Raw genomic sequence first — 24394 nt, 5'->3', positions numbered from 1 at the left:
GCCCGCTGACACCGGCAACCGCTCTCCGGTTCCGGTCACGCCGTGGCATACGGGCACAGCAGCCAAACCGGTCGAAACGCTTGTCACCACCGTCACCCCCGAAGCAGACATGGACGGGTTGCAGGACTTTATCTACTGGCGTCCTGATGCGGCAGGAACAGGCGTTGATCCTATATATGTAATGTTCAACAACCCGCGATATATGCCGGGCAAAGTTAGCGGAAAAGGAGATATTGTCGGAGAAGGTTGGTTAAATATAGCAAGCCAAAAGCTGGGTGCACCTATTCCTAGGCAGATTGCTGACAAATTGCACGGCCGCGAATTTTCGAATTTTGATGCGTTCCGCAAGGCTTTCTGGCAGGAGGTGAGTAAAGATCCAGCATTAAACAAGCAATTTAACCCCGGTAATAAAAAACGTATGAGCCAAGGATTGGCTCCGCGGACTAGGTATAAAGATACAGTTGGTGGACGTCGCTCATTTGAACTTCACCATGACAAACCAATCAGTCAGGACGGTGGTGTCTATGATATGGACAACCTCCGTATCACCACGCCGAAGCGCCATATTGATATCCACAGAGGACAGTAAAAATGGAACATAAATACAGCATTAGTGATTACTCTGAAACAGAGTTCAAAAAGCTTATTGAAGCTATCATCAATTGTGAGGGTGATGAAAAAACGCAGGATGATAACCTCGAAAACTTTATCAGTGTTATTGGGCACCCTAGTGGTTCTGATCTGATTTATTACCCGGAAGGCAATAATGATGGGAGTCCTGAAGCTGTTATCAAAGAAGTGAAAGAGTGGCGCACCATAAACGGCAAGCCAGGTTTCAGGAAAGCCTAATCACCAAAATCTCTTACTTTTTCAGCCCGGCTTAAAGCCGGGCTTCTTTTTTGCACTGTTGCAAAGATAATGCTCCCGCAGGCGAGCGGGCACAGACCACCCTGGATTTACAACAGGTGCTGGCCTTGGAGAATGACCGGCTGACGCTCAGGCTGTTAAAAACGGGGGAAGGCAGTTTGCCCGGAACGGTGCCGGTGCTGAAGGCCGTACGGGATGAGACAACGGGCCTGGACCGTATCACGGTGCCCGCGGTCGGAGGACTGCCGCCCCGGACCGTCCTGATTAATCCTGTGCCTGTCCCGGTGTCGCCCGCTGACACCGGCAACCGCTCCCCGGTTCCGGTCACTCCGTGGCATACGGGGACAGAGGTGAAGCCGGTGGATACGCTGGTCACCACCGTCACCCCCGAAGCAGACATGGCCGGTTTGCAGGACTTCATCTACTGGCGTCTGGATGCGGCGGGTACGGGCGTCGAGCCGGTGTACGTGATGTTCAGCAACCCCTACGGCGAGACCAATGCGAAGGGTAAATACAGCGGACGTGATTACAACACCGACAAGGCCGGCGGTCCCATTCAGAACCTTGACTGGAGAAGTGCCAGCATTGATCGCGCCGGGATAGATAAGGTGAAGCTGCATACGGGGCGTTTTGAACAGACACCTGAAAACAAAGTAATGAACGACCGTCTGGAGAAAATATTGAATGGAGAAATGGAAACCACCGATACCGATAAACGATTTTATACTCATGAAATTAGAGAACTGGAACGTTATCGAGCGCTCAATGTAACTGATGGACTTTCACCTGAAGATAATGGGGCTACTTGGAATAATGCTCATACAGCGACGCTAGAAGACTATTAGTTAAGCAGCGACCGTTCTCTGTTATATACCCCAGAAGCCATAAAAGCCGGTGGCGAATAAACTTATAGGTGATATTTATGACAAATTTTAAGCAACTTTTTGAACATGAAACAATCCAAGACATAGTTTTATTTTTGTCAGGTCGAAATGAAGAAGGGATTGCCCATCCACGATTGGATGGGTATACAACAACGTTCAGTAATGGTCTTATTTCAACTATAGAACTTATCAAAATAGTGAAAATAATGAGTGAGCAAGGACTCATCTCATCTAATAAGAAAGGAGGCTACAAAAAAGGTCCCCTCTGGAAAGCACCCAAATTTGTGACCGAGAAAAAATACGGCATCAAATAATTATTAACATTTCCTGATAATTATGTTTTAACCACTGCCAGTAGACGAAAGTTTGCTGGCAGTGATTTCTAAGGCGGATTGTCGGACTTGACCTACTATTCGCAGCGCCTAAACGCAACATCAAAAAAATACCTATAAAGAGAATATATTATGGGCTTGAAAATTAATTTACCTGGTTTGATAAAGTGAATGAAGATTTCGTTGGGGAGGAATATTCTCCCGACTTAGGGGACGATGATACCATCATTGAAGAGACTGTTAGTCCACAGGAAAACATCATCAACAACGGTGGTTTTAATGTTATTCCTGCCTGGGTGCCCTACCTACAGAAATATCTGATCCATAAAATCGAGCCTGATAAATACGATTACCAGGTGTCTTTTGATTACCGCGATCAGTGGTAATTGACGAACATGACCTGTCAAACGTCATTCTGATGGATGGCGTTTTCTTATTCTGGAGTCCGAAGAATGAAATGAAAGGGAGAACAGTGATAACCACCTCCATTTTATACTAATAAAATCAATGATATGAACTTCGAGCCCATCGCGAAAATTCAGTATACCGTTCTGCGCTGAATGAGTTATTGGTTTTGCTGATATTGCAAAACCATGTCGCACGTAGCGGCTGAAAACGTCAGTCTTACCGCGCAATGAATTTTGAACGAACATCCCGGGAGCACCAGAATGCTGAACTGCGATCCGGGCAGTGTCGCCCATTTCGGCGCATCTAACTTACCTGATTCACGATCTTTTCCTTATAAAAAAGCCCGCATAGGGCCGGGCCGGAAAAACGTCAGCATTTACCCAGAACTCTTCAACGCAGACGTAATTGATCGCGTGGCGGTAGTGAGTGAAGGTGATATACAGTTCGCCACTCAGCCCCTGTTTCATGCCGGGATAAGAGACCATGCGATCTTATCCTATTTTTTGATCGGCAAGAATGGAATATTCGTACATGCAATTGATAAATATCAATATTTTTTTAACATGCATTTTAAATACATGTTTATGTGGGAATGCATGATTTAAAGTGCTTTAATACTCGCAGACCCGACCCTGTTTGCTGAGGAGGCACTATGCTTCGTATCCCACAATATTTTACTCATACACGTTCAACCCCATTTTGGAACAAAGACACCGCTCCCAAGCCCCTGTTTACACATCATAATACTAAGGAAGGTGTGTATGGCCGTTTATCGGTCATGCAAGGTGCTGTGAAGTATTTTGGCTTCCCTAATGGCGAAGCCACAGAGCCCGATATGGAAATCATTATTACAGCGGGCACTTTCGGTATATCGCCTCCGCAGAAATGGCACCGTATCGAGCTGCTGACAAATGACACCTATTTCAATATCGATTTCTTTGCGGATCCTCAAGTTCAGCTGGAAGGTTCCGGTCTAGGGACAGTTGTAAATACGCATAAGGACTGAATATGTCAGACAGCACAAAGGCAGGTCACACCTTTTTAGCCAGTCTGGGGAAAACCCGTTTACGCCCGGGGGGTAAAGAAGCCACCGAATGGCTCATGTCTCATGCCAATTTAACCGTAGATTCTAAGGTTCTCGAGGTGGCCTGCAATAGAGGGACAACCTCCCTTGAACTGGCTTCACGCTTCGGTTGTCACGTTTATGCTATTGATATGGATAAAGGCGCGTTGCGGGTTGCCCAGGCCAATATCCACGCAGCCGGATTGAGCAAAAAAATTCAACTCATCGAGGCCAACGCCACGCGCTTACCCTTCCCAGATAACACTTTTGATGTTGTCATCAACGAGGCTATGTTGACGATGTACGCAGATAAAGCCAAAACAAAGCTGGTCCGGGAATATTGCAGGGTATTGAAACATGGCGGCCTATTGCTCACCCACGATATTATGCTGACGAATGAAACACTCAGTCAAACTGCCGATGACGACTTGCAAGAAGTCGTGAAATCGAATGTTAGCCCGATGAGAAAGCAGGAGTGGGAGGCGTTGTTTCTGAAGGCGGGTTTTGTCTCCGTTCAAACACAACATGGTGCGATGTCTCTTATGTCACCACGAGGGCTCATCAGAGATGAAGGATTTTTACGGGCTGTCAGAATTGTTTGTAATGGGCTGAAGAACCGTGAAAACCGTGCGCGTTTTCTGGGCATGTTCCGCTTTTTCCGCGCACAGCGTCAGAAGTTGAATTACATAACCTGTTGCTCACAGAAGAAATAAGATGATGTGTCCTGTCAGATATATGGCGACGCAAGTTAATCGCAGGGCTCCCCTTCTCATCCTGATTAAAATGAATCAAGAGCTCTGTGATTATTCTCATCCTACTACAGCATTTTATTAACAGTAATTCTATATATATGTATCATCAGATTCTAATATAGGCATACATTCACCTATTTATTATTAATAACTACCATTAATACATCGCCTGCTATTGGTCAACGCTGATGCTTTACTCTTTTATGTCAATATACAGTAAACCAAATGAATTTTTAAGCACGTCTGATTTTTCTGAGGAATAAAATACAGAGAGTTTTATGAGTCATAAGCTATTACTCAATATGCATTAACATATTGACGTAGATCTTCCCATCCAGAACAGGAGTCGGAAAGAATGAGGCATTATATCCCCGTAAACTTTAGTCAACTCCGGGCAAGAGCATGTTGGGATCAACCTTCCACACCCCAGGCCCCTCCAGGACGATACCATTCTGAAGCAGGCATATATGTAGGCCTTTCTGTCATGTCTGGGGCAATAAAATACGCATGCTTTTCTGATGAAGACACCTTGATCCCTGCCGATGAACGCGAGATTTTAGCCGGTACTTTTGACGACATCCCTCCCGAAACCTGGCATACGATTACGCCCATGACTGAGTACAGTTTACTCCATCTCGATTTTTTCGGTCTGAACAGGCAATAAGCGATGAAACCGATCGTGATCCCTCCCTATTACGTTCATACCCGAAGTACCCCCTTCTGGACAAGAGACACCGCCCCGCCGGCTATCTGGTCCCGACATCTTGATAAAGGTACCCGGCAAGGCGTCTATCCACGTCTTTGCGTGATGCGGGGTGTGATTCGTTATTGCGCTTTTGCTAATAAAGACAGCTCTGTACCTTCCGAGACGCTGACAATGAGTGCAGGTCAGTTTGGTATTTTTCCCCCTGAGACCTGGCATTGCATCGAAGCGTTGAGTCAGGATGTTTTGTTTAACGTCGATTTTTTTGTTGATCCGCAGATACTGCTTGAGGAATAAAAAATGGAAATAGCTGTAGAGAACAGAGGCTACACCCTCTCCGCGACTGAGCGAAAAACGCAGGTCACTGCGGAAAAAGTATTTTTGAAACCGATGTCACTCTATATATCAGGCATAGCGAGTAAGGCCGTGGCGGAGCTGGTGGACAGTTTAGGGCCCGCTGAGGCCTGTACGCTAACTGTTACCAATAATAATAATGGTATTTCAGTCGATAGAAATTTTTCTACGCAGACTCTGCTGACCACACCAGCAGTGGCTGCTGAAGCTGTTAAAGAACTCATTAATATCGTACGCGGTTATGATGAGGAGGAAGATAATAACGTGTGTGGTTGGTAAGATTTCGAGATACAGGTACACATCGGAACATCAACGGTTGGGGGCATTGACTCCCTCACCGAGGAAAAACATAACTTTGCATTTAACCCAGCACCAAACCGCAGTTGCCCTGCCCCCCGTTGATTAGCACACCGCAATTTAAGTAATGCCATGATCCGTGTTTAGAACAGCTACCAACTTCCGCACCTCACTCACAGCGGACCGTTGACTCAGTTAGCTTGTCCGTTCGAGTTGCTGAGCATTATTACTGGGCAAGTTTCACCTGTACGGGAAATAAATGATGTCTGTCAGAACGCGGGATAGTGGTAAAAGGGTTTTTTATTCAACGTTTTTGATTATGGGTATAGTCTCGTGATTTCATTTCAATCACAGATTTCCAATAAAAAGGGATTGAGAAAATGGCGAACATTATGTTTCGCCACGGAACAATAAGATGCATATCTCTCTTCAATTCCATCTAACCATCGGTATTCCTATCTTCTGATGCTTTAGATCCCTGCCAAGACACCCGGATCGCCCGACCGCCAGACATTATCAACAGTGATACGCTTTATCAGCCATTTGGTATCAAGCCTGACTAGCTCAACGTCATAGCGGTTTTTCATTAAATAATGTCTTGATGCATCTGACTTTGGTACATGCTGCGCTTCAACCAATGCGTCAATTCTCGCTTTATCTCCGTCGAACGTTACGCAGGGATTACTTACTGAATGCGTTGTAAACACTGACTGAAGAGAGTGCATCAGCGCAGAAACAATCGTTTCTTTTCCTTCAAGAACGGGATATTCAAAACCCGCTTTTGCAGCGGCCGGCCTGAAATCAGAAACCGCATCTGAGGTGAATATTGCACTAATAAGTTCAGGATCTTTCTGGTCTATACCCGCAGCGTACCTGTACAGAGATTCAATTATTGCAAGCTTATTCTCAGTTGATGTGTGGATGTTTGTAGACATGATGTACTCCTTTTAACTGGAGTTTTTATAGTATACATCGGATACTTAGTGTCAATCAGGCACTTATATTCAACCAGGTATCCCGAGGTAAACCGAATGTCGAATGAATTAAAGGCAATAACAAAACAGGACAGTCCAACAGATTTAATGTGCGAGGAGCAAATCTCCAGCAGATTATTGCTGGATCAAATTACTGATAAATGGTCTATCTTAATTCTTTCTGTACTCTGTAAAGAACCTTTGCGTTTCAATGAAATAAAAAGAAATATAAACGGGATAACCCAAAAATCGCTGACGCAGTGTTTGCGTCGTCTTGAACGCAACGGCATTGTCAGCCGACGAGTTATTCCCTCATCTCAGGTTGGCGTTGAGTACAGTATTACGCCTTTAGGTCGCACACTTGAAACGCCTTTTCAGGCTTTATTTAACTGGACAGTTAAATACAGCACAGCCGTCGCATACGCTCAGTCCGAATTTGACGCGCGAAACCCTGAATGATCCTTTGGGACCCAGCAAACAGGTTTTAAGAACATGATGTTATTTCCTCCGTTCAATACTTTTCAGGTCTGCTGACGGCGTCCGGCCAAACTGGCGGGCATATTCACGACTGAACTGTGTGAGGCTCTGATAGCCAACAGAAAAGGCAATAGCGGTAATGCTTGAATCTGAAGTGGAAAGCCTGAGCCGGGCCTGCATCAGGCGCATTCTTTTCTGATACTGAACAGGACTGAGTGATGTCACTGCGCGGAAGTGTCGATGAAAAGCAGAGACACTCAGTGCGGACATTTCTGCCAATTCAACAACACGTATGCTCTGCATGTAGTTTTGTTTTAGCCAGTTAATCACTTTGTGGATCCGTGCCAAATGCGTTTCGGGCGTTGCAATGTCCCGCAGCATCCAGCCCAGCGGTCCCTGCAGCACCCGGAACAGGATTTCGCGCTCATACGCCGGAGCCAGAGCCGCAACCTCATCTGGTCTGTCAATCAGACTGAGCATTCTGACCCAGGCGTCCAGGAGTTCCGGGGTAACGGGGGCGACAGAAAAACCCGCGTTGTAAAGAGAACGCGAGACAGAATCAGGCAAACCGGCCAGTAAATCGGCAAGAATTTCCGGCTCAGGAGTCAGGCTGACAGCCAGATAGGGCGCAAGGGTATGCTCATCGGCAAAGACCTGCCCCACTGCGGGTAAATCCACCGACATCACAAAGTATGTCGCGGGATCATATTGCAGCGTTCGGTCACCGACCGTCATGCTTTTAGAACCTGTCAGAATAAGGTTGATCATCGGCTCATAAACCGCAGACAGGCGATGTTCAGGGATTTCTCCCTGCACCATTGCAACCCGTGGAATGCCGGTTTCGGTACGCTGATTACCCGCGCCGGATGCGAGCTCTCGTAACTTCTGTAATTGTTTTTCCATCCCCAATTGATATCACGTGGCTGTAAGCACAACAAGAGAAAGGCAGGATTAGGCAAATAGCGAAGAGGATCGCATCAGCCTTACGCCCTGCAAAAGCGTAACCTCTGTTCAGTCAACACTCACTTGCAGAGGCTAATATGAAAAATGTTTTGATTACCGGCGGCAGCCGGGGCATCGGTGCAAGCACCGCCCTGAAATGTGCCCAGCTCGGTTATCGCGTCATACTGACCTGGAACAGCCAGTCTGAAGCTGCCGCCAGTGTGGTTGAACGTATTGAGGCGGAAGGTGGCGAAGCCATTGCGTTGCAGCTGGACGTTGGAAATAGCAGTTCTTTCAATCATTTTCGTGCTGAACTTGAACAGGTGATGCATTCCCGCTGGGAAGATGGCGGTCTGGATGGTCTGGTGAATAATGCCGGATATGGACTTTTTAACCCGATTGAAACCGTCACAGAGAACCAGTTCGACGGTCTGATGAATGTTCATCTGAAGGGACCTTTCTTTCTGACCCAGACGCTACTGCCCCTGCTGCGCCGCGATGCGTGCATCATCAACATGACGAGCGCCACCACGCGAGTTGCCACGTTAGGCGTTGCCCCTTACGCTGCCTTTAAAGGGGGACTTGAAGTTCTGACCCGCTATATGGCTAAGGAGTTTGGGGAACGGAATATCCGGGTAAATGCCGTCTCGCCGGGTGCAATCCGGACTGAACTGGGAGGGGGACTGAACGAGGAGTTTGAAAATCTGCTTGCCTCACAAACGGCACTGGGCCGGGTCGGTGAACCGGATGAGGTTGCGCGCGTCATCGCCTCTTTACTTTCTCCCGATGGCGGCTGGATCAATGCTCAGACGATTGAAGTCGCGGGCGGATATAACATCTGATTTCAGGAGCACTCTATGCTTGATCATCTCTTTCTTTCCGTCAGTGACGTTGACCGTTCAGTCAGCTTCTATGCACGCGTATTACCCGTACTTGGTATCTCTGCCCGTCACGATTATGACGGTAAAGAGGGACCTGCCGGACATCCCGACCTTAAAGGATTTGGTTCTAACGGAAAAATATTCTTCTGGTTGCGTCAGGGAACGGTGTGCCCTGATGCCATCCACGTAGGCTTCGCAGGCGATTCCGAATCCGCTGTCAATCAGGCTTACGCCGCGGCCCTGTCGACGGGTGCCATCGTGATTCATCCCCCCGGCCCACAACTTCATTATGATCCCCGCTACTACGCGGCGCAGGTCAGGGACCCCGATGGCTACAGCCTGGAATTTGTTTATAAAAGCTGGCAGCACGGTAAGTAAGACCGTGATGACGAATTCATATGCGTTCAGAACCATAATGAACCCTTCACTTTTAGGTACAGAAACTTCATGAAAAGCATCATGATTTACGGCGCAACCGGTTACACAGGCGGTCTGATAACTGCTCATGCTCTGGCTTGCGGCGTCCCGCTTATTTTAGCGGGACGAGACGAAAAAAAACTCGCCGCGATGGCCGCAGAGTTAGAGATCCCTTATCGGACCTTCTCTCTTGCAGATGCAGAAACAGTCAATGCGGCGCTTGAGGATGTTGCCGTTGTGCTGAACTGTGCCGGACCGTTTATGTACACAGCCAATGCTTTGATGGGGGCGGCTGTGAACAGTAAAACACATTATCTGGATGTTGCTGCTGAACCCGACAGCTACAGGCTTGCTGAGGTCCTAGATGCTGATGCAGCGGCGGCAGGTGTGATGCTCCTGCCGGGATGTGGTGGCAGTGTGGCTATGCTGGGTTGCCTGGCAGCCCATGCGGCAGAGCGGATATCAGCCCCAAAAAAAATCGCCCTTGCTTTGAATGTCGCCGGGCCGATGTCGCGAGGGTCCGCCATCAGCGCGACTGAAAATCTCTCGCCGCAGTGTCTGAAACGTTCAAACGGCAGAGTAATACCTCAGGAACCTACCCAAACAAGACATTTTGATTTTGGCGTTGGGCCCGTAGAGTGTTTCCCGGTAACCCTACCAGACCTAACAACGGTATGGATGACCACAAACATTCCAGACATTGAGACTTTTGTGCATCTCAGCGGCACAGAATTTCCACAAGGGGATCTGTCACTTTTAGCGGATGGCCCAACAGAACAGGAACGCCTGAATAACCGATATCAGGCTGTGGCTGAGGTCGTCAATGCGGAGGGCGAAGTTGTGCGGATGTTACTCGAAACAGTGAATGGCTACAGTTTTACCGCCATGGCCGCAGCGGAAGCAGCGCGAAGAGTGCTGGCGGGAGAAGCAAAACCAGGTTTTCAGACGCCCGCAGGTTTATTTGGGAAACATTTCGCGGAAACCATTGCCGATACGCGGATCACTGAGATTTAAATATCCTGTCCAGAATCACTGCAGGGGCCAAGGAATGTTGGCCCATTTAAAATGTCCTGGTTTCAAATCCTCTAATATTTTGATGGCTTTTGTATCCCTGAGCCTTAGCACTTCACATAACCTTTTTTGATTAACAGCTTCCCCCACGGGATCCTCTGTGTCCGCAGTTCGCTCATAGCTGCCCTTGATCTTTGCATTGGGCTGCTTCGTGAGCATAACGGTAAAGTTGCATTGGCAGAAAGCGACCTGTGGTTGTGTTCAGATGGCTTCTCGTTCGGCTGTGATGACGACAGAAAAGGTTCGCACTGGACTGCTGCGACAGAGAAGCCATAGGGTGGGCACTACTACAGGTGGTTACGACTTCAGCACGTTACAGGATGTGATATTGGGTGCAATAGAAAAGCTATTCGGTAATCAGTTAGTGGAAAAATCATTCGAGTCGCTGAAGGACAACGGTTCTGCTGATGTGGTGCAGTAAACCAGCAGATGTGCGACGTAATACTTTATCCATTATATAACAATATCTTACATACAAAACCGTCTGAATAAAGCGGGGCAAGCTCATAGGGATGTCACCAAAATGATCATACTTGTCTATTTTGGTAACTCTTAGTAATACGACCCCAGTATATTATCTCAACTGCAACTGCTTCATTATATGAAGCAAAAATTCATTTCAATTTTGATTCATCTCGCTATTCCAACAGTCCATCTCATCTCCCGAGATCTAATCAATATACTCGTCCTATACCTATTAAAAAGTCGTACCAAGACTGAGCCCCTACCTACCCTCGGGAGTTGATATGGACAATACAGAGACCCAATACGCCACAGACTACAGCGGGGCGAGAGAAAAAGTGCCAGCCCGGCGCACAGCTAAAATCATGCTGTCGGCCGGTATCGGTCATTTTATTGAATGGTTTGATTTTGGACTTTACGGAACATTAGCCACCATTATCGCGAGCAATTTTTTTGCCAGTAGCGACCCGGCAATTGCACTGCTTAAATCCTTTGCTGTTTTCGGTTCTGGCTTCTTGATGCGACCGCTTGGCGGGCTGTTCTTTGGCTCGATGGGCGATCGTCTCGGACGGCGTAAAGTGCTGGTCACGGTCATTGTGATCACGTCAATTTCGACCTTTATAATGGGACTTTTACCCACCTGGCACCAGGTAGGCATAATCGCGCCAGTCTTACTGGTATTCACCCGTCTGATACAAGGGTTTGCCGCCGGTGGCGAAAGCTCTGGCGTGATTACTTATCTTGCGGAAAGCGCACAGCCCCACCGCAGAGCCACCTTGACCTGTTGGAGTGAAAACTTCAGTTTTTTGGCCTTTGTCTGCGGTTCCGGGTTGGTTCTTTTACTCACCCATACCTTAGGTGAGGAAGTGATGAACGACTGGGGATGGCGCATTCCGTTTCTGCTGGCAGCACCATTAGGTCTGGGTGGCCTGTATATGCGCCGTAACATGGAGGACTCCGCTGAGTTTCATAAACTTAAAGCCGCAGGAAAGATTGAAAAATCACCTTTGCGCACATCTCTTTCAACCTCGATGTCTGCCCTTCTGTTCTGCACAGGATTTGTGATTGTTAAAGCGGTAAGTAGCTGGGTTCTGCAATCTTTTATGCCCGGTTATCTCTCCACCTATTTGCATTACAGCCGTACCGACTCCTATTTAATTACCACCCTCGGGCTGCTCAGCGTCGCCATTTGTATGCCACTCACCGGCTATCTATCTGATCGTTGGGGACGCAGGCCACTGATGCTGATGGGATGTGGCGGATTCATGTTACTGACTTACCCGGCAATGCTGGTGATGAGCCAGGGATCAGTTGGCTCGTCCATTGCGGCGATGAGCATGCTCGGCGTCTTTGTCGCAATGTTTAATGGGGGTTGCGGCGCAGCTATGGTCGAACTGTTCCCGACCGCAATTCGTTACGGCAGTATTGCCATCGCCTATAACCTGACTGTCGCTGTCTTTGGCGGTGTAACACCATTGGCTTCAGCAAGCCTTATCACCCTAACCGGTGACCCCTTATCCCCTGCATGGTATGTGATGATCACTGCCGCAATCTCGTTTATCGCCGTCTGGTTTGCTAAAGAAACCGCTGGAAAAATTTTGGATTAATGTGCCCAGGAGTCGCAATGAAGATAAGCCATATTGAATGTTTCCCGCTGAAAATTACGCCACAACAAGCCTATCTTGGAGGGAGTGTTGAAGGTCACAACAGCGATTATTACTATCGCCCGGAGTATCGCTGTGTCTATTCGCGAAAAATGGAAACGTGCCTGGTTAAGATCACGACCAATGAAGGGTATGTCGGTTGGGGAGAGGCGCTGGCACCGGTAGTACCTCAGGTGATCGCCGAAGTAATTAACCATCTTTTTGCCCCGTTACTGATTGGCCAGTCGCCGTTCGCCAGTGGGGTACTGAACTCTAAAATGTACGATGCCATGCGCGACCGTGGCCATATTACTGGCTATCACATTGATGCTATCGCCGCGGTGGATATTGCCTTGTGGGATCTGAAAGGCAAGATCCTGCAACTCCCGGTCTATCAATTACTCGGCGGCGCTTATCGCGAGACAATTCCTTGCTATGTCTCTGGGTTGCCCGAACCCGATCTGCCTGCCCGCTGTCATCTGGCGAAGCAATGGCAAAACAAAGGTTTTAATGCCTTCAAACTGGCGTTGGGCTATGGGGTACGGGAAGACATCGAAAATGTGAGCGGGATTCGTGAAACGTTGGGCAACGACGCTAATATTTTTCTCGATGCCCACTGGAATTACAGTGTGGCGCAAGCCGCTGAATTGGCAGCTGCCTTGCATCCATTAGGAGTCGGTTTCCTTGAAGCCCCGCTCCTGCCTGAAGATATTGCGGGTCACCGTGAATTGCGGGCGAAAAGTCCCGTCGCTATCGCGATCGGAGAAACCGAGCGCACTCGCTATCAGTTTAAGCCGTTCATCGAGCAACGCGCTGCCGATATTCTGCAACCAGACGTTGGCCGTACCGGCATCAGTGAAATGATGCACATTGCTTCCATGGCTGAAGCCTGGAATCTACAGGTTGCGCCTCATCTTAGCGTCGGCTTAGGTCCCTGCATTGCCGCTTCAATCCAGGTTGCGGCCGCGATCCCTAACCTCTTTATGCTGGAGTACCAGCCGCCGGTTTTTGCCATTGCTAATCAGCTACTCACCACACCACTGGTGTGTGAGCAGGGACATTACCAAAGACCTGAAGGCCACGGTCTGGGTATTGAAATTAATGAAGAACGTGTTCGTGAATATGACATGGGGGCAACATGTTAAAGGGTAATGTGCCAATTCTGGCAACGGCATTTGATAAGCTAGGTAACGTTGATTTTACTTCAATTGAAAAACTGGTGCGGTTCTTGTTGAGCCAGGGTATTGACGGCCTGGCGCTGTTTGGCAATGCCTCAGAAGGCTATGCGCTAACCAGTGGAGAGAAAGAAGCGCTATTCCATTGTGTAAAACGACTGACCGGAAGCTTGCCGCTGGTCGCTGCTGCGGGAGGAGCCAGCTCAGCCGTTGCCATCGAGGATATTAATCGCGTTAAGCAATGGGGCGCTCAGGTGGCGATGGTCAACCCACCCTCAGTGGTTAAACCCGGCCCGGATGAGATTTTCCATTTTTATCGCGACATCTGTCATGCCTGCGATATAGAAATAATGATCCAGGATGCGCCGATGATGACCGGGGTGACGATACCGGTCACCACGCTGGTCAAGCTCTGCCAGGCGTTTGCCGCAATCAAATACATTAAAGTTGAACAACCGCCGACCACTCTCAAAATCACAGCGCTCAAAAATGCCCTCGGTGATAGCGTCGGCTTGTTTGGTGGGCTCAATGCCGGCTTCTTATATGAAGAGCTTCGCCGCGGCGTGATTGGCACCATGCCTGCCTGCGAGTTTCCCGATGTGATCAATGCCATTCTGCGGGCCTTTGCGCGCAATGAACAGGAAGCACAGGCGCAATTTTATCGCTATCTTCCCTTCCTGCGTTATGGGGTTCAACCGGGTATTGGCGTAGCCATCCACAAAACCGTTTTGCATAAAGCTGGCATTTTTGCCACGGACTACGTTCGCGAACCGGCAAAACCAATAGATGATATCACACGGGATGAACTGCAAAATCTCACTGCTGCATTGCCACTGGCAGTCTTCGGAGCGAGCCAATGAACTACATTGCCGTAGATTGGGGTACCAGTAATTTCCGCGCGCTGAGTGTACGTAATGGCGTCGTCACACGCATGGTTGAAGACACGTGCGGGGTGGGAAAATGCCAGCGCGAGCAGTTGCCTGATATTCTGCGCCAGCAATTGCTGCGCCTAAAGGATGCTTGGGACGCACAGCTCCCTGTTATTCTGTGTGGCATGATTGGCAGTAATATCGGCATTGCCGATGCCGGATACCTGGAGCTGCCACTCAGTTTTGCCGCCTTACTTGGCAAAGGTCGCGAGCTTAAGGGTGTACTCTCCAATCCCCTCACTTTGCGCCCGGGTATATGCGACCGCCGCGTTAATGAAGTGTGCCGGGGTGAGGAGATGCAACTCGCGGGCGCATTAACGTTAACCGATGCCAGCCGCTTCGCCGCCGTGGGGACGCACAGTAAATGGATAACCGTTGATCGCTCGAAACAGCAGGTTGAGAGCTTACGCACCCTCATGACCGGTGAACTTTATCATTTCGTTGTTAACCATTCAGTGGTGGGTAAAGGTCTGCCCGAACAAATCGATTCCACGTCGGCATTTATCGACGGGGTCAACACTGCGCAATCTTTTGATTACCCTGCCAGTGATATTATTACCGAGCTATTTCGTAGCCGCGGGCGATATATTCTTGGTGCCATAGAGCCACGCCATGCCGCAAGCTACCTTTCAGGTTTACTGATTGGCTACGAAATCCTGACCGGGCAGCAAGAGAGTGAAAGTATCTGCTTTATCGGCAATCGCACCTTGTTGTCACTGTATCGCCAGGCCTGCGATGTGCTATCTGTCAGTTGCACCACCCTTGAAGCTGAAACCACAATCATTGCCGGACTGAATGAGGTTTTTCGCGATGATCAATAGTGCAAAAGTCGTCGCCATTCTGCGGGGGATCACCGCAGAGGAGGCGATAGAACATGTCGCCTGTCTGCTGGAATATGGCATCAATACGGTGGAGATCACCACCAACTCCCCAGGCTGGGATCAGAGTGTGCAACAGATTAGTCACCAGTTTGGCGAACGGGTGCGAGTGGGAGCCGGGACGGTGCTCACGCCTGAGCAGGTAGAAACCAGTGCCTTACGCGGAGCAGGATTTATTTTAACGCCCAATCTTGATTTCCGTGTTGTCACTGCGGCAAAGCGTCATGGTCTGGATATCTGTGCCGGCGTTTTTACCAGTAGCGAAATATTCTCGGCCTGTGAGATGGGAGTGGATGTGCTGAAAATTTTCCCTGCTGCGGCGCTGCCGGTTAACTATCCCCAATTGATCAAGGGCCCGCTGTCACAAGCAAGCCACTTCTGCGCAGTGGGTGGTGTTGATATTGAAAATGCATCCGATTATTTACAGTATTACGACAGCGTAGGAATTGGTTCTGCACTCTACCGTTGTGGGCAAAGTGTGGCGACTACGGCTGAACGCTGCCAGCAGTTACTACAGAATGGGAAATGATTCTCTACTGATTTTCTGTGCTGCAGTCATTAAAAATTGGCGAAAACTATCAATATTGAGTTTGTCACCCTGAATATTAGACAATGCTATGGCTGCTTGCATGCCAGGAATAATACAGGCCAGTCGGTAATCTGTCTGGCTGTATACTTTTTCAAATACCTGATGTCGCCTTGCCTCTTGTATATCATTTTTCAACAAATTGTGGTCATGGACTCCAATACGAGCGACTATTTCTTCATCACTCATGGCAGAGAGTAGTTTGATGCCAATGACTGAATCATGAATCGGATAGGACTCGTAATTTCCGATAGCACGGGCGATACTTTTCCCACCACGGGTATGGATTAAATACGTCACATTCTTCCCGCTTAATATACCAACAACAATAGAAACAGAGTGACTACCAATTTCCTCTAGCATTCCCAACACTGCGCTATAAAAGGTTGAGTTATGTATCGCACGGGCAGAGAGCTGGTGGATACCCATCCCTAGGCTATATTTTTTTCGTTTATCTTGCTCCACCATCTCCAGTGACAATAAAGTCTGCATCAACCGAGTGACTTTTGCTGAATCCAATTCCAAAGTCCGCCCCATCTCCCTGATACCTAAAGCACGATTTCCGGAGGACAATAATTTCAAACAACGAAATGCATCATAAACTGTGTTGTTCATCTCATACCTCAATAATGGGAAGTGATATTTATCTCCCCCATTTAAACGGTGCTAAATAGCCTCGAACAATAGTAGATCACTTAGAGGGAACTCAGCCCGGATTGTGCGATCTGATTAATCGCCAAAAAGAAACAAACCACCAACCGGACTGAGAGATGCCGATCATAGCAGCTATCCCTGATGAAGAACGACTGTTGATGCGTTAAGAAGCACAGCAAACCCTCGATAAAAATCATGCCGGACATCTCATTGCCATGCTGATGCTGCATCAGGGAATGACGGTCACCGACGTCGCCAGAATACTTTGCGCCGCCCGTTAATCCGTTGGAGGGTGGATAAATTGGTTTACCCAGTGTGCAGTCATGCCCCGTCCTTCCGACCTTTGGCATTGAGAAAGTTGCGGATCGTGTCGCGCCTGGCACGTTTCAGTTGTTGCAGACTGGGCCAGCGTGTAATCAGCTCACACAATAGTAAGCTACTCCGATGTGAGAACCACTCCAAGGGCTGAGGATAATACTGTTTATGTGTGTTGATTATCCGGTTCACAAAACGGCGTTTATCTTCAACCAGCTGACGGCGCTGCTCAACCAGTTGCTGGAGTAACTTAACTTAGAGGTAACCTAGAACGAAGACCGGGCGAAGGTGGGGCGAAAAAATGACGAGAGTTATCAAGTTGCGCGTAAAACCTCGCCCTTTATGAACTGCACCCCATAAATTGCACCTTACTCAGTTAGTGTCCAACTTTTGGGGTGCAGTTCATTTAGGGCGTGGAGTATGTCAAACGTAATCAATCACTTTGATTTCATCCGCGCGCTTCGTGTCGCCACGATGGTGAGGTTTGGCCTTGTGCCATATCGTTCTCACTTGCCTGTCACTAAGCAAATACTTTTAGTTTATCCACACGCTCTTTCATCACATAAAAGGGTTGCATTCATTCCATTGCGCGTAGGCAGATTTTGTTTCTTTTCTATTGTGCCTGAGACAGGTGAACGCTGAAATTTGTGTTCAAATCGCATGGGTGATGAAGAACATTCGTTATAGTGGTTGCCACTGTTCCAACCGTGTTCGAAGACGCTCGACAACCGTCCTTTGCGCCTCATAGATTGCCTTAGCACTTCTTTCAGCCTCCCATAACTCTCCCATCATTTGCTCATGAAGACTATCGTATTCCGTATTTTCATCCGGATCTTCAATTTCCTTTTCAATAGCTAGGTGTAAAGCCAGTCTTGCGTCTTGGTATGACTGATAACATTTCTCGAGTACAGCTTCGGCGACTACCCTATGTTTTTCCACTTCTTCTTTAGTCATATTCACTACCCCTTATCATTAACTCATTAAATACACGGACTCGCTGTACATGTGAATGGTGCAACCTATTTTCACAGCGGGGTGATTGTCTGGATACGGAATTTCCGCCAAACTGCCCCGCCCCATAATGACAAATAAATGCTGTCCCAATTTCAATGAGGGTGCGTGGCATACTGAATCAATTTGGACAATCCCCCTGTTGAAAGAATACGTCTAATGAAAGCAAACCGTTTGAAAGCGAAAAAGTGTTGAAACTGCGTATTCTCGAAACGTTAATCCCACGTCAATATCACCCTATTTCAAAAACAACGCATCGCACAATTCGGGATCCCACTCACTGTCATCGAACATAATTTTATTAACGCAATGTTTTTGTGTTTCATGAAAATGAAAGGTCACCCCGTCGATATTCAGTAAAGCAGTCATTAATTTTTGCGAAATTTCCTCGCCGTTTATATCCGGTAAAATAAGGGTGAGTGCATCATGCAAAGAAAGCGATTTAGCCTCCGTGAACGGAACCTTGTAATGAGTGAAAAGGTATGAGGCTAAGGCATTTCTGCCATAAAGAATAAACCTGTGCTCATCCATTTTCTGTTTGTAAGCAAATAAGATAAGGTCTAATTTAAATATCATCAGCGTCCGGTGAGAAATGCAAGCCTTCACGTCCTGGTCTGAATTGACCTTTTCGGAGATGCCCACTGAGTGTTTGACATTTTTATGCACTTGTTCAAAAAGCGTTGCCATGTCTGTCATCGAAATGCCCATAGGTTACGTCCTCTTGCTCATTAGCGTCTCAATCCTTCGCACTTACGCAGGAAAGAGAGGGGATAAAATCTGTCATCGCGTTGACTTCGGCTTCCATACCCACGCCTCATTCATCATCGATAACGACACAGACCGAGTTCGCTGGGCCATGAACGCCGATCACCTTAATAAGTTCAATATCTGAGGTGCAGCTTGGGCCGCTGATAATATTGATGCAGGACGGCAGGACTAAGCCCAGTTCCACCATCGCATCGAGCCGAGCAGCCAACTGGGCAACCGACGGGATAAGTGCGCTTTTTCTTACGATAAACAGCGTCGTTTCAGGTAACAGGCTTAAGCTACGGCTCTGTCGCGGCGAGGAAAAAAGCACCACACTTCCTGACTCTGCCAGCCCGTACTCGGCATAGACAATGCCCGTCCTGGCATTGCGCGCGTTACGGGTGTTCTTATTACCTTCAGAAGGTGACTGAACAGCAATATGGTGCGTCGGTTGAAGAATTGAGCGAAAGTCAGGCAGCCCGCTCCCGTCCATGTCTGCTAGCACCACCGGTGTCCCATATTCCCGGCATAGGTCAGCCACCAGCCCCGTGAGCAGCGCTGAGGTTGTGACACAGTTACGGTTACCGGCCTGTTCTGAGCGAATTAAAAATAAAGCAAGCAGGTCCTCCGCGGTCATCCCGGTCAGGCGAGTTTCCGGCAACCGGTTCACCGGCTCAGGTCGGGAAGCGGGCACGGTGCGCAGGGGGCGCCCGAGCTGCGATGCCAGATGGGACAGGAATGCTATTTTTTCAGTCATTTTTGCGCTCCTTTTGATGATCGCGAAACCAGCTCCGGAAGCTTTCCCCGTCGCCGGTCGGGAGATCCCTTGTCCGGGTCCATTCACGGAGTACCCCGATATTCAAGGGAGCACGCCCCTTGCGGATAAACCAATGCGCCATTGGCGCCCCGGCCACCATCCCTATTTTCCAAAGGCTCGGATGACTATTGAGGAAGCTGAATGCCTTAATGGCCATCCGTTCGCTCGTTGGCGGGATATGCTGTTTGACCATTTCCTCACGGTGTTTACGGATTAAGGCTGAGAGGGGGATCTTGACCGGGCAAACGGCATCGCACGCGGTACACAGCGAACAGAGGTGTGGGAGGAAGCTGAAATCCTGATACCCTTCAAGCAGTGGGGTGAGTACGGCACCCACGGGGCCGGGATAAATCGACGCGTACCCCTGACCGCCAATATGTCGATATGCAGGACAGGTATTCATGCAGGCACCGCAACGAATACACCGCAGAATGTCATTAAACGCGGAACCAAGCACTGCTGAGCGCCCATTGTCTACGACGACCAGATGGAATTCTTCCGGACCGTCACTCTCATCGGTTTGACGAGGGCCGGTTAACCAGGTGTTGTAGCCTGTCAGCCTGAGGCCCACGGCGTTGCGCGCCAGCAGGGTTATCATGATATCGACATCCCGGAATTCGGGGACGATCCGTTCCATCCCCATCACCGCTATATGAGTCTTTGGCAGAGTCGTACACAGACGCGCATTGCCCTCGTTGGTGACAAGACAGACGGAGCCGCTTTCTGCCACGGCAAAATTACACCCTGTGATCCCAATATCGGCTTTAAAAAACTCACCCCGGATAAATGTCCGAACGAAGCGGGTCATCTCTTCCGGCGTTTCAGAGCCTTCATAACCCAGTCGGTCATGAAAAAGCTGCCTGATTTGGTGCCGGTCTTTATGAATGGCAGGCACGACAACGTGTGAGGGCGCATCTCGGGCCACTTGCAAAATGTATTCCGCAAGATCGGTTTCGGTTACCTGGATGCCTTCGGCGGCAAAGGCATCATTAAGACCGATCTCTTCTGTGACCATAGATTTGGCTTTAACGACGGTTTTGGCCTGTTTCTCGCGGGCAACCCCAAGGATATAGTCCGTTGCCTCTTCTTTCGTTTTTGCAAAAAAGATATGCCCGCCGTGATGCGTCACGTTCTCAGACAACTGCTAAAGAAGAGCATCCAGATTCTCCAAAACGTAATGACGTAGCTGCGCCGCCCTGTCCCGCCAGCTTTGGGTATCCCCCAGTTCATCGAGTACTCTCTGCCTGTTGGCACTGATGGTATCCTGAGCATTGGCGATAGCAGTCTGCATGCCGGCGTCTTCCACCTGACGCCGGATGAGGGTTTCATAAGGTAAATGACTGGTTTTTACCGACATGCTTTCTCCTCGCAAGACATCAACGCCTCGGCAATGTGCATGACTCTGACCGAGTGCCCTTCTCGGGCCAACCGCCCGCCAATATTCATCAGACAGCTGATATCAGCCCCAATGAGAAAATCCGGTTTTGCGGCCATAATGTGGCTGACCTTCTCTTTCACCATCTCCCCCGACACATCCGCCATCTTGACCGAGAAAGTGCCACCAAAACCGCAGCAGGTCTCTGCGTGTGATAAGGGGAGTAGCTCGAGTCCCTGGATGTGGTTAAGCAGGATCAGGGGTTCCTCCCTGATCCCCATTTTGCGAAACAAGCTGCAGGAAGGATGGTAAACGGCGCGCCCCTGAAGGCGTGCGCCCACATCCTGTATTGCCAGGTCATTGACGATGAACGAGGTTAGATCCCGCATTCGCGCGGCCACACGCCTGGCTCTTGCCGCCCAGTCAGGTTCGCCGGCAAGGTAGTTCGGGTAACTTTTTATGGCATAGGCACACGAACCTGCGGGCGAGACGATGGGAAATTCATTCTCCTCGAGCGCGCAAATAAGCGACTTGATAGCGGGAATGAATTCCCGTGTATAACCACTGTTAAGCGCCGGTTGCCCGCAGCATCCTTGCTTGTCGGGGAAATGGACATGACAGCCCAACTTTTCAAGCAAGAGCACACAATCTCGGGACGTCCGGAACTTGAGTACATCACCTAAGCAGGTGACATAGAAATTGACATTCATCCTTCCCTCCTCAGGAAGACAACGGGGGCAGTCGGTATGGGTTTCCCCCAACGGATTACATTAATTTTCTCTCACCCGAGGAAACGCGCACTCTTAACGTGGGCCTTACTGACCCTGTTATTTGCACATCGCATCGATTCTGATTACGCGTAGCCACACAGAGGAGTTTAAAGTGCATCCATTTCCGTAATCCGGTCGCTCATGAAATTGAATATTTCCTGGGCATTTATCGCCTCTAATAAAATTTGGCGAAACTTATCATCAATGATCTGACACATGAGCTCGTTTATAATGTGCAGATGTAAGCGCCGCGCCCCTTTTTCAGGAATAAAAATGGCACAGACGAGTTTTATCAGGCCCGAATCGTGACCTTCCCAATTTATCGATTTGGGCAACCTTATAAACATGACACCGGACTCTTTTACGTTGGCTGTTTTCACGTGAGGCATGGCAATTTTCCCATCAAATCCTGTGTGGTATTCATTTTCTCTTGTCCACAGATCTGCTTCTAATGCCGCTGCATCCTCAGTCCATCCTTGTTTTTCGGCTTGCACAGCCAGAAACCGAAATATAGCTTCCTTACCCGAGAAGTTTTTATCCAGAAAAATCGTCTCTTTACCTAAAAACATACCGTGATCCTCACAGTCCTCATCCGCGACATGTGCATCTTTTATAAAAGAAAACCCAAAAAAATATTGGAGGGTTAAAATTATCTATACATCATGGGGTTACATAATAAGACGCGTTATCTCCCACCTATCTTCGGCAATTTCCATACCCACCACCAGGCGGCGATAATGTTCAAAATCTTATGACTCCATGCAGGTGAAATAAGTGATCCAGGTAACACCTGAATGAATATCACACTTTCTTTCATTTTCATTATGGAATTACCCGCCTTCGCTAAGTCAATTGAATCATATTGTAAAATTGTGCAGAAGTTCCATCTTTTAGATAGTCAAGGCCGATAATCGAAACAGTTTGTCTTTATATAATAATACCTGCGGTTAATTTAATGACAATAATCCCACACCCTTTCCTCTCATCTTATTAGGAGGCTTAACTTAAATTTAAACGCATTCTCAACAGAGCTTTTATTTTAAATAAAAAATCATCAACTGTGATTGATGTCTCATATGCCTTTTCATTTTTAATTGGCAGAAATAATGACGTCTACAGAATGATTCAGTCGTGTTAGCCCTTATTCATGAACTGCAGGGAAAAGATTTTACATTCAACCTTTTTTATTAACTTTCACTTCATCTCTTTATTTCATTAGGCACATTTTTACAGAGAAGGATTAAGCAATGGTCCATTCAAAATACATGAAACGCTACGCCCCCCTGGTATTAGTGATCACGACCGGTGTCCTCGCCGACGGTGCCTCAATGGCGGCAGATAACGAAACGCCTTTACAGGCCGCGCCGGCATATACCGCCACCCAGACGAAAGGGGAGACAGTCTGGAGTGATGCCGATACGTCAGTCGGTGTACTGGGCTCGGTCCGTATGTTTGGGAAAACGGATTCGAAACACTCTCAAAAGCATGACATTCAAAACAACGACTCCCGGCTAGGGGTAGCGGTACGTCATAATTTTGATTTCAACGGCGGAGACAGTTTTTCATTAGGCTATTATGAAACCGGCATTCATGGATTAGATTCCGCCACGGATGACCAGGGCAACGATGTCTACACCCGCCAGGCTTATGCCGGTTTAGGGAGTGATGAATACGGTATTGTCACCTTTGGTAAGCAATACGCACCGACCGACTGGGCGCTGGGGGTTGATACCACCTATGCGTGGGGCGGCAAGGGTAAACACAACACCGCCGGCATGTCGACCGACATCATTAACTCTGCCGCGATTTATTATTACAGCGATGACCATCTCACCCTCGGCTTGATGGGACAAGGAAACGATACGGTAGACAGTATTGGTTTTGCTGACTACGGTGACGGTCCGAAATTACATGATGCCTATCGCGACGGTTCTGCGAATGTCCATGGGGGGGCGGCGCTTGGCGGGCAATATCTTTGGGATAATGGGATCTCTGTATCAGGCGCGGTGGCTTATAACAATTACACCGTCAATAGCGGCACGGTGACGGATTGCACGTTAGTCAGCAGCGGGCATTGCTATGTCTATACCGATCACGACGGTGCCTCGTATGACGGGAATACCTACTCGGTAGGGGCCACCACCAAATACACGGCGAACGTTGGCGATCATGCCTGGTCTAACGGCGCCCAGGTTACCTGGTATGTTAATAAAGTTAATGATGTAAAGGCCGCAACGCTCGGCAGCTATCGACATAACCAAACAACCAGCAACGCCCAGGAAACCCTCCTTGGCCTTGAGTATAATTCTCAGTTCAAGATCACCCCGGAATGGGGCGTGTATGCAGATTACAGTTGGTTAAAAGGGGGAGACGCAATGGAAGGGCAGCATTTCGAATCTGCCGTTTTCGGTACCGATTATTGGTTAGGTAAAAATGCGGTGACCTATGTTGAGTACGGTTACGAAAAAGCATGGGGTAACGACAATAAAGACTGGAACACCGATGACCATTTGACGGCTGTTGGCCTGCGTATCTTCATCTAATAAGCCAAAAATTTTCATTCCCCTCCCGTCATTGCCTGTTTTCGGCATGTCGCCCGCGACAACGAAG

At 48.5% G+C, this 24394-nt stretch carries 29 protein-coding genes and 4 pseudogenes; 23 read left to right on the top strand and 10 right to left on the bottom strand.

The genetic code is table 11. The features are described 5' to 3' along the window. From D5398_RS17220 to D5398_RS17170, 11 genes are all read left to right on the top strand, one after another. The coding region (locus tag D5398_RS17220; protein ID WP_244216781.1) for an S-type pyocin domain-containing protein at positions 1-589 on the top strand (589 nt) is incomplete at its 5' end. Positions 590-591: 2 nt separating this feature from the next. Further along, on the top strand, positions 592-849 hold the full coding sequence (locus D5398_RS17215; protein WP_119824730.1) for a bacteriocin immunity protein: 258 nt from the start codon (positions 592-594) through the stop codon (positions 847-849). Between the two features lie 50 nt (positions 850-899). Further along, complete coding sequence (locus D5398_RS17210; protein ID WP_162940783.1) at positions 900-1712, top strand: S-type pyocin domain-containing protein; 813 nt, start codon at positions 900-902, stop codon at positions 1710-1712. Between the two features lie 77 nt (positions 1713-1789). Beyond that, positions 1790-2065: a hypothetical protein gene (locus D5398_RS17205; RefSeq protein ID WP_120508710.1), complete on the top strand. Its 276-nt coding sequence runs from the start codon at positions 1790-1792 to the stop codon at positions 2063-2065. 185 nt (positions 2066-2250) lie between these two features. Then, positions 2251-2469 carry a colicin E3-like toxin immunity protein gene (locus D5398_RS17200; RefSeq protein WP_120508709.1) on the top strand — a complete coding sequence of 73 codons (219 nt, stop codon included), beginning with the start codon at positions 2251-2253 and terminating at the stop codon, positions 2467-2469. Between the two features lie 282 nt (positions 2470-2751). Then, the gene (locus tag D5398_RS17195) at positions 2752-3096 is read left to right on the top strand and encodes a hypothetical protein (protein WP_120508708.1); all 345 of its coding nucleotides are present in this window, start codon (positions 2752-2754) and stop codon (positions 3094-3096) included. Between the two features lie 47 nt (positions 3097-3143). Continuing rightward, entirely contained in the window at positions 3144-3497 is a 354-nt protein-coding gene (locus D5398_RS17190) for a TehB family protein (protein WP_120508707.1), read from the top strand. A gap of 2 nt (positions 3498-3499) precedes the next feature. Further along, complete coding sequence (locus D5398_RS17185; RefSeq protein ID WP_120508706.1) at positions 3500-4267, top strand: class I SAM-dependent methyltransferase; 768 nt, start codon at positions 3500-3502, stop codon at positions 4265-4267. Positions 4268-4661: 394 nt separating this feature from the next. After that, on the top strand, positions 4662-4970 hold the full coding sequence (locus D5398_RS25860) for a TehB-like domain-containing protein (protein WP_120508705.1): 309 nt from the start codon (positions 4662-4664) through the stop codon (positions 4968-4970). Between the two features lie 3 nt (positions 4971-4973). Then, positions 4974-5306 carry a TehB family protein gene (locus D5398_RS17175; protein WP_120508704.1) on the top strand — a complete coding sequence of 111 codons (333 nt, stop codon included), beginning with the start codon at positions 4974-4976 and terminating at the stop codon, positions 5304-5306. A 9-nt stretch (positions 5307-5315) separates the two neighbouring features. Beyond that, positions 5316-5642, top strand: a complete 327-nt coding sequence (locus D5398_RS17170; protein ID WP_120508720.1) for a DUF1869 domain-containing protein — start codon at positions 5316-5318, stop codon at positions 5640-5642. A 488-nt stretch (positions 5643-6130) separates the two neighbouring features. On the opposite strand, the gene D5398_RS17165 is transcribed toward D5398_RS17170, so the two are convergent. Next, positions 6131-6595 carry a nuclear transport factor 2 family protein gene (locus D5398_RS17165; RefSeq protein WP_208645992.1) on the bottom strand — a complete coding sequence of 155 codons (465 nt, stop codon included), beginning with the start codon at positions 6593-6595 and terminating at the stop codon, positions 6131-6133. Positions 6596-6742: 147 nt separating this feature from the next. Between D5398_RS17165 and D5398_RS17160 the strand changes: the two genes are divergently transcribed. After that, a complete protein-coding gene (locus D5398_RS17160) occupies positions 6743-7093 on the top strand; it encodes a winged helix-turn-helix transcriptional regulator (protein WP_244216784.1) in 351 nt (116 codons plus the stop codon). A gap of 39 nt (positions 7094-7132) precedes the next feature. Here the strand turns inward: D5398_RS17160 and D5398_RS17155 are convergent, their stop codons facing one another. Beyond that, the gene (locus D5398_RS17155; protein ID WP_120508701.1) at positions 7133-8014 is read right to left on the bottom strand and encodes an AraC family transcriptional regulator; all 882 of its coding nucleotides are present in this window, start codon (positions 8012-8014) and stop codon (positions 7133-7135) included. A 137-nt stretch (positions 8015-8151) separates the two neighbouring features. On the opposite strand from D5398_RS17155, the gene D5398_RS17150 reads away from it, so the two are divergent. The 9 genes and pseudogenes from D5398_RS17150 to D5398_RS17105 all read left to right on the top strand — a co-directional run bounded on the left by D5398_RS17150 (position 8152) and on the right by D5398_RS17105 (position 16038). Beyond that, positions 8152-8895 (top strand): SDR family NAD(P)-dependent oxidoreductase, encoded by a 744-nt coding sequence (locus D5398_RS17150; protein ID WP_120508700.1) that lies wholly within the window; start codon positions 8152-8154, stop codon positions 8893-8895. Between the two features lie 15 nt (positions 8896-8910). Further along, positions 8911-9312 carry a VOC family protein gene (locus tag D5398_RS17145; RefSeq protein ID WP_120508699.1) on the top strand — a complete coding sequence of 134 codons (402 nt, stop codon included), beginning with the start codon at positions 8911-8913 and terminating at the stop codon, positions 9310-9312. A gap of 69 nt (positions 9313-9381) precedes the next feature. Next, positions 9382-10365: a saccharopine dehydrogenase family protein gene (locus D5398_RS17140; protein ID WP_120508698.1), complete on the top strand. Its 984-nt coding sequence runs from the start codon at positions 9382-9384 to the stop codon at positions 10363-10365. A 207-nt stretch (positions 10366-10572) separates the two neighbouring features. Further along, positions 10573-10828 (top strand): annotated as a pseudogene (locus D5398_RS25655) (IS3 family transposase); the annotation flags it as partial. Positions 10829-11168: 340 nt separating this feature from the next. Further along, positions 11169-12491 (top strand): MFS transporter, encoded by a 1323-nt coding sequence (locus D5398_RS17125; protein ID WP_120508695.1) that lies wholly within the window; start codon positions 11169-11171, stop codon positions 12489-12491. A 17-nt stretch (positions 12492-12508) separates the two neighbouring features. Continuing rightward, positions 12509-13672 carry a mandelate racemase/muconate lactonizing enzyme family protein gene (locus D5398_RS17120; RefSeq protein WP_120508694.1) on the top strand — a complete coding sequence of 388 codons (1164 nt, stop codon included), beginning with the start codon at positions 12509-12511 and terminating at the stop codon, positions 13670-13672. Further along, positions 13666-14562: a dihydrodipicolinate synthase family protein gene (locus D5398_RS17115; RefSeq protein WP_120508693.1), complete on the top strand. Its 897-nt coding sequence runs from the start codon at positions 13666-13668 to the stop codon at positions 14560-14562. Before D5398_RS17120 ends, D5398_RS17115 begins: the two co-directional genes overlap by 7 nt. Then, the gene (locus D5398_RS17110; RefSeq protein ID WP_095925583.1) at positions 14559-15452 is read left to right on the top strand and encodes a 2-dehydro-3-deoxygalactonokinase; all 894 of its coding nucleotides are present in this window, start codon (positions 14559-14561) and stop codon (positions 15450-15452) included. The genes D5398_RS17115 and D5398_RS17110 overlap by 4 nt, the downstream gene beginning before the upstream one ends. Beyond that, positions 15442-16038, top strand: coding sequence for a bifunctional 4-hydroxy-2-oxoglutarate aldolase/2-dehydro-3-deoxy-phosphogluconate aldolase (locus D5398_RS17105; RefSeq protein ID WP_119824762.1), 597 nt, complete (start codon positions 15442-15444; stop codon positions 16036-16038). The genes D5398_RS17110 and D5398_RS17105 overlap by 11 nt, the downstream gene beginning before the upstream one ends. Here the strand turns inward: D5398_RS17105 and D5398_RS17100 are convergent. Next, positions 16021-16710, bottom strand: coding sequence for a helix-turn-helix domain-containing protein (locus tag D5398_RS17100; protein ID WP_119824764.1), 690 nt, complete (start codon positions 16708-16710; stop codon positions 16021-16023). The genes D5398_RS17105 and D5398_RS17100 overlap by 18 nt on opposite strands. Positions 16711-16865: 155 nt before the next feature. On the opposite strand from D5398_RS17100, the pseudogene D5398_RS17095 reads away from it, so the two are divergent. Then, positions 16866-17027: pseudogene (locus tag D5398_RS17095) on the top strand (IS630 family transposase); the annotation flags it as partial. A 67-nt stretch (positions 17028-17094) separates the two neighbouring features. On the opposite strand, the pseudogene D5398_RS17090 reads toward D5398_RS17095, so the two are convergent. The 7 genes and pseudogenes from D5398_RS17090 to D5398_RS17060 all read right to left on the bottom strand — a co-directional run. Further along, positions 17095-17319 (bottom strand): annotated as a pseudogene (locus D5398_RS17090) (IS110 family transposase); the annotation flags it as partial. Between the two features lie 426 nt (positions 17320-17745). Further along, positions 17746-18018: a hypothetical protein gene (locus D5398_RS17085; RefSeq protein WP_120508692.1), complete on the bottom strand. Its 273-nt coding sequence runs from the start codon at positions 18016-18018 to the stop codon at positions 17746-17748. A gap of 294 nt (positions 18019-18312) precedes the next feature. After that, positions 18313-18783 (bottom strand): ECs1072 family phage-associated protein, encoded by a 471-nt coding sequence (locus D5398_RS17080; protein WP_120508691.1) that lies wholly within the window; start codon positions 18781-18783, stop codon positions 18313-18315. 106 nt (positions 18784-18889) lie between these two features. Next, positions 18890-19579, bottom strand: coding sequence for a LutC/YkgG family protein (locus D5398_RS17075; protein WP_120508690.1), 690 nt, complete (start codon positions 19577-19579; stop codon positions 18890-18892). Next, a pseudogene (locus tag D5398_RS17070) lies at positions 19572-20996 on the bottom strand (LutB/LldF family L-lactate oxidation iron-sulfur protein). The gene D5398_RS17075 and the pseudogene D5398_RS17070 overlap by 8 nt, the downstream one beginning before the upstream one ends. Further along, on the bottom strand, positions 20987-21724 hold the full coding sequence (locus D5398_RS17065) for a (Fe-S)-binding protein (RefSeq protein ID WP_120508689.1): 738 nt from the start codon (positions 21722-21724) through the stop codon (positions 20987-20989). The pseudogene D5398_RS17070 and the gene D5398_RS17065 overlap by 10 nt, the downstream one beginning before the upstream one ends. A 167-nt stretch (positions 21725-21891) precedes the next feature. Beyond that, entirely contained in the window at positions 21892-22353 is a 462-nt protein-coding gene (locus D5398_RS17060; RefSeq protein WP_120508688.1) for a PTS sugar transporter subunit IIA, read from the bottom strand. 678 nt (positions 22354-23031) lie between these two features. On the opposite strand from D5398_RS17060, the gene D5398_RS17055 reads away from it, so the two are divergent. Next, a complete protein-coding gene (locus tag D5398_RS17055) occupies positions 23032-24327 on the top strand; it encodes a porin (RefSeq protein WP_244216780.1) in 1296 nt (431 codons plus the stop codon). Positions 24328-24394 lie beyond the last annotated feature (67 nt).

Origin of the sequence: Rahnella bruchi, from assembly GCF_003614975.1 — a bacterium.
Taxonomy (GTDB): Bacteria; Pseudomonadota; Gammaproteobacteria; order Enterobacterales; family Enterobacteriaceae; genus Rahnella; species Rahnella bruchi.
Note: the sequence above shows the minus strand (reverse complement) of the source record. Positions and strands in the feature narration are given on the sequence as shown.

What these genes read in the sequence shown, in the direction of transcription:
- D5398_RS17215 (WP_119824730.1), top strand. Translation starts at nt 592, where the DNA reads ATGGAACATAAATACAGCATTAGTGATTACTCTGAAACAGAGTTCAAA.
- D5398_RS17205 (WP_120508710.1), top strand. Translation starts at nt 1,790, where the DNA reads ATGACAAATTTTAAGCAACTTTTTGAACATGAAACAATCCAAGACATA.
- D5398_RS17195 (WP_120508708.1), top strand. Translation starts at nt 2,752, where the DNA reads ATGCTGAACTGCGATCCGGGCAGTGTCGCCCATTTCGGCGCATCTAAC.
- D5398_RS17190 (WP_120508707.1), top strand. Translation starts at nt 3,144, where the DNA reads ATGCTTCGTATCCCACAATATTTTACTCATACACGTTCAACCCCATTT.
- D5398_RS17185 (WP_120508706.1), top strand. Translation starts at nt 3,500, where the DNA reads ATGTCAGACAGCACAAAGGCAGGTCACACCTTTTTAGCCAGTCTGGGG.
- D5398_RS25860 (WP_120508705.1), top strand. Translation starts at nt 4,662, where the DNA reads ATGAGGCATTATATCCCCGTAAACTTTAGTCAACTCCGGGCAAGAGCA.
- D5398_RS17175 (WP_120508704.1), top strand. Translation starts at nt 4,974, where the DNA reads ATGAAACCGATCGTGATCCCTCCCTATTACGTTCATACCCGAAGTACC.
- D5398_RS17165 (WP_208645992.1), bottom strand. Translation starts at nt 6,595, where the DNA reads ATGTCTACAAACATCCACACATCAACTGAGAATAAGCTTGCAATAATT.
- D5398_RS17160 (WP_244216784.1), top strand. Translation starts at nt 6,743, where the DNA reads ATGTGCGAGGAGCAAATCTCCAGCAGATTATTGCTGGATCAAATTACT.
- D5398_RS17155 (WP_120508701.1), bottom strand. Translation starts at nt 8,014, where the DNA reads ATGGAAAAACAATTACAGAAGTTACGAGAGCTCGCATCCGGCGCGGGT.
- D5398_RS17150 (WP_120508700.1), top strand. Translation starts at nt 8,152, where the DNA reads ATGAAAAATGTTTTGATTACCGGCGGCAGCCGGGGCATCGGTGCAAGC.
- D5398_RS17145 (WP_120508699.1), top strand. Translation starts at nt 8,911, where the DNA reads ATGCTTGATCATCTCTTTCTTTCCGTCAGTGACGTTGACCGTTCAGTC.
- D5398_RS17140 (WP_120508698.1), top strand. Translation starts at nt 9,382, where the DNA reads ATGAAAAGCATCATGATTTACGGCGCAACCGGTTACACAGGCGGTCTG.
- D5398_RS17125 (WP_120508695.1), top strand. Translation starts at nt 11,169, where the DNA reads ATGGACAATACAGAGACCCAATACGCCACAGACTACAGCGGGGCGAGA.
- D5398_RS17120 (WP_120508694.1), top strand. Translation starts at nt 12,509, where the DNA reads ATGAAGATAAGCCATATTGAATGTTTCCCGCTGAAAATTACGCCACAA.
- D5398_RS17115 (WP_120508693.1), top strand. Translation starts at nt 13,666, where the DNA reads ATGTTAAAGGGTAATGTGCCAATTCTGGCAACGGCATTTGATAAGCTA.
- D5398_RS17110 (WP_095925583.1), top strand. Translation starts at nt 14,559, where the DNA reads ATGAACTACATTGCCGTAGATTGGGGTACCAGTAATTTCCGCGCGCTG.
- D5398_RS17105 (WP_119824762.1), top strand. Translation starts at nt 15,442, where the DNA reads ATGATCAATAGTGCAAAAGTCGTCGCCATTCTGCGGGGGATCACCGCA.
- D5398_RS17100 (WP_119824764.1), bottom strand. Translation starts at nt 16,710, where the DNA reads ATGAACAACACAGTTTATGATGCATTTCGTTGTTTGAAATTATTGTCC.
- D5398_RS17085 (WP_120508692.1), bottom strand. Translation starts at nt 18,018, where the DNA reads ATGACTAAAGAAGAAGTGGAAAAACATAGGGTAGTCGCCGAAGCTGTA.
- D5398_RS17080 (WP_120508691.1), bottom strand. Translation starts at nt 18,783, where the DNA reads ATGGGCATTTCGATGACAGACATGGCAACGCTTTTTGAACAAGTGCAT.
- D5398_RS17075 (WP_120508690.1), bottom strand. Translation starts at nt 19,579, where the DNA reads ATGACTGAAAAAATAGCATTCCTGTCCCATCTGGCATCGCAGCTCGGG.
- D5398_RS17065 (WP_120508689.1), bottom strand. Translation starts at nt 21,724, where the DNA reads ATGAATGTCAATTTCTATGTCACCTGCTTAGGTGATGTACTCAAGTTC.
- D5398_RS17060 (WP_120508688.1), bottom strand. Translation starts at nt 22,353, where the DNA reads ATGTTTTTAGGTAAAGAGACGATTTTTCTGGATAAAAACTTCTCGGGT.
- D5398_RS17055 (WP_244216780.1), top strand. Translation starts at nt 23,032, where the DNA reads ATGGTCCATTCAAAATACATGAAACGCTACGCCCCCCTGGTATTAGTG.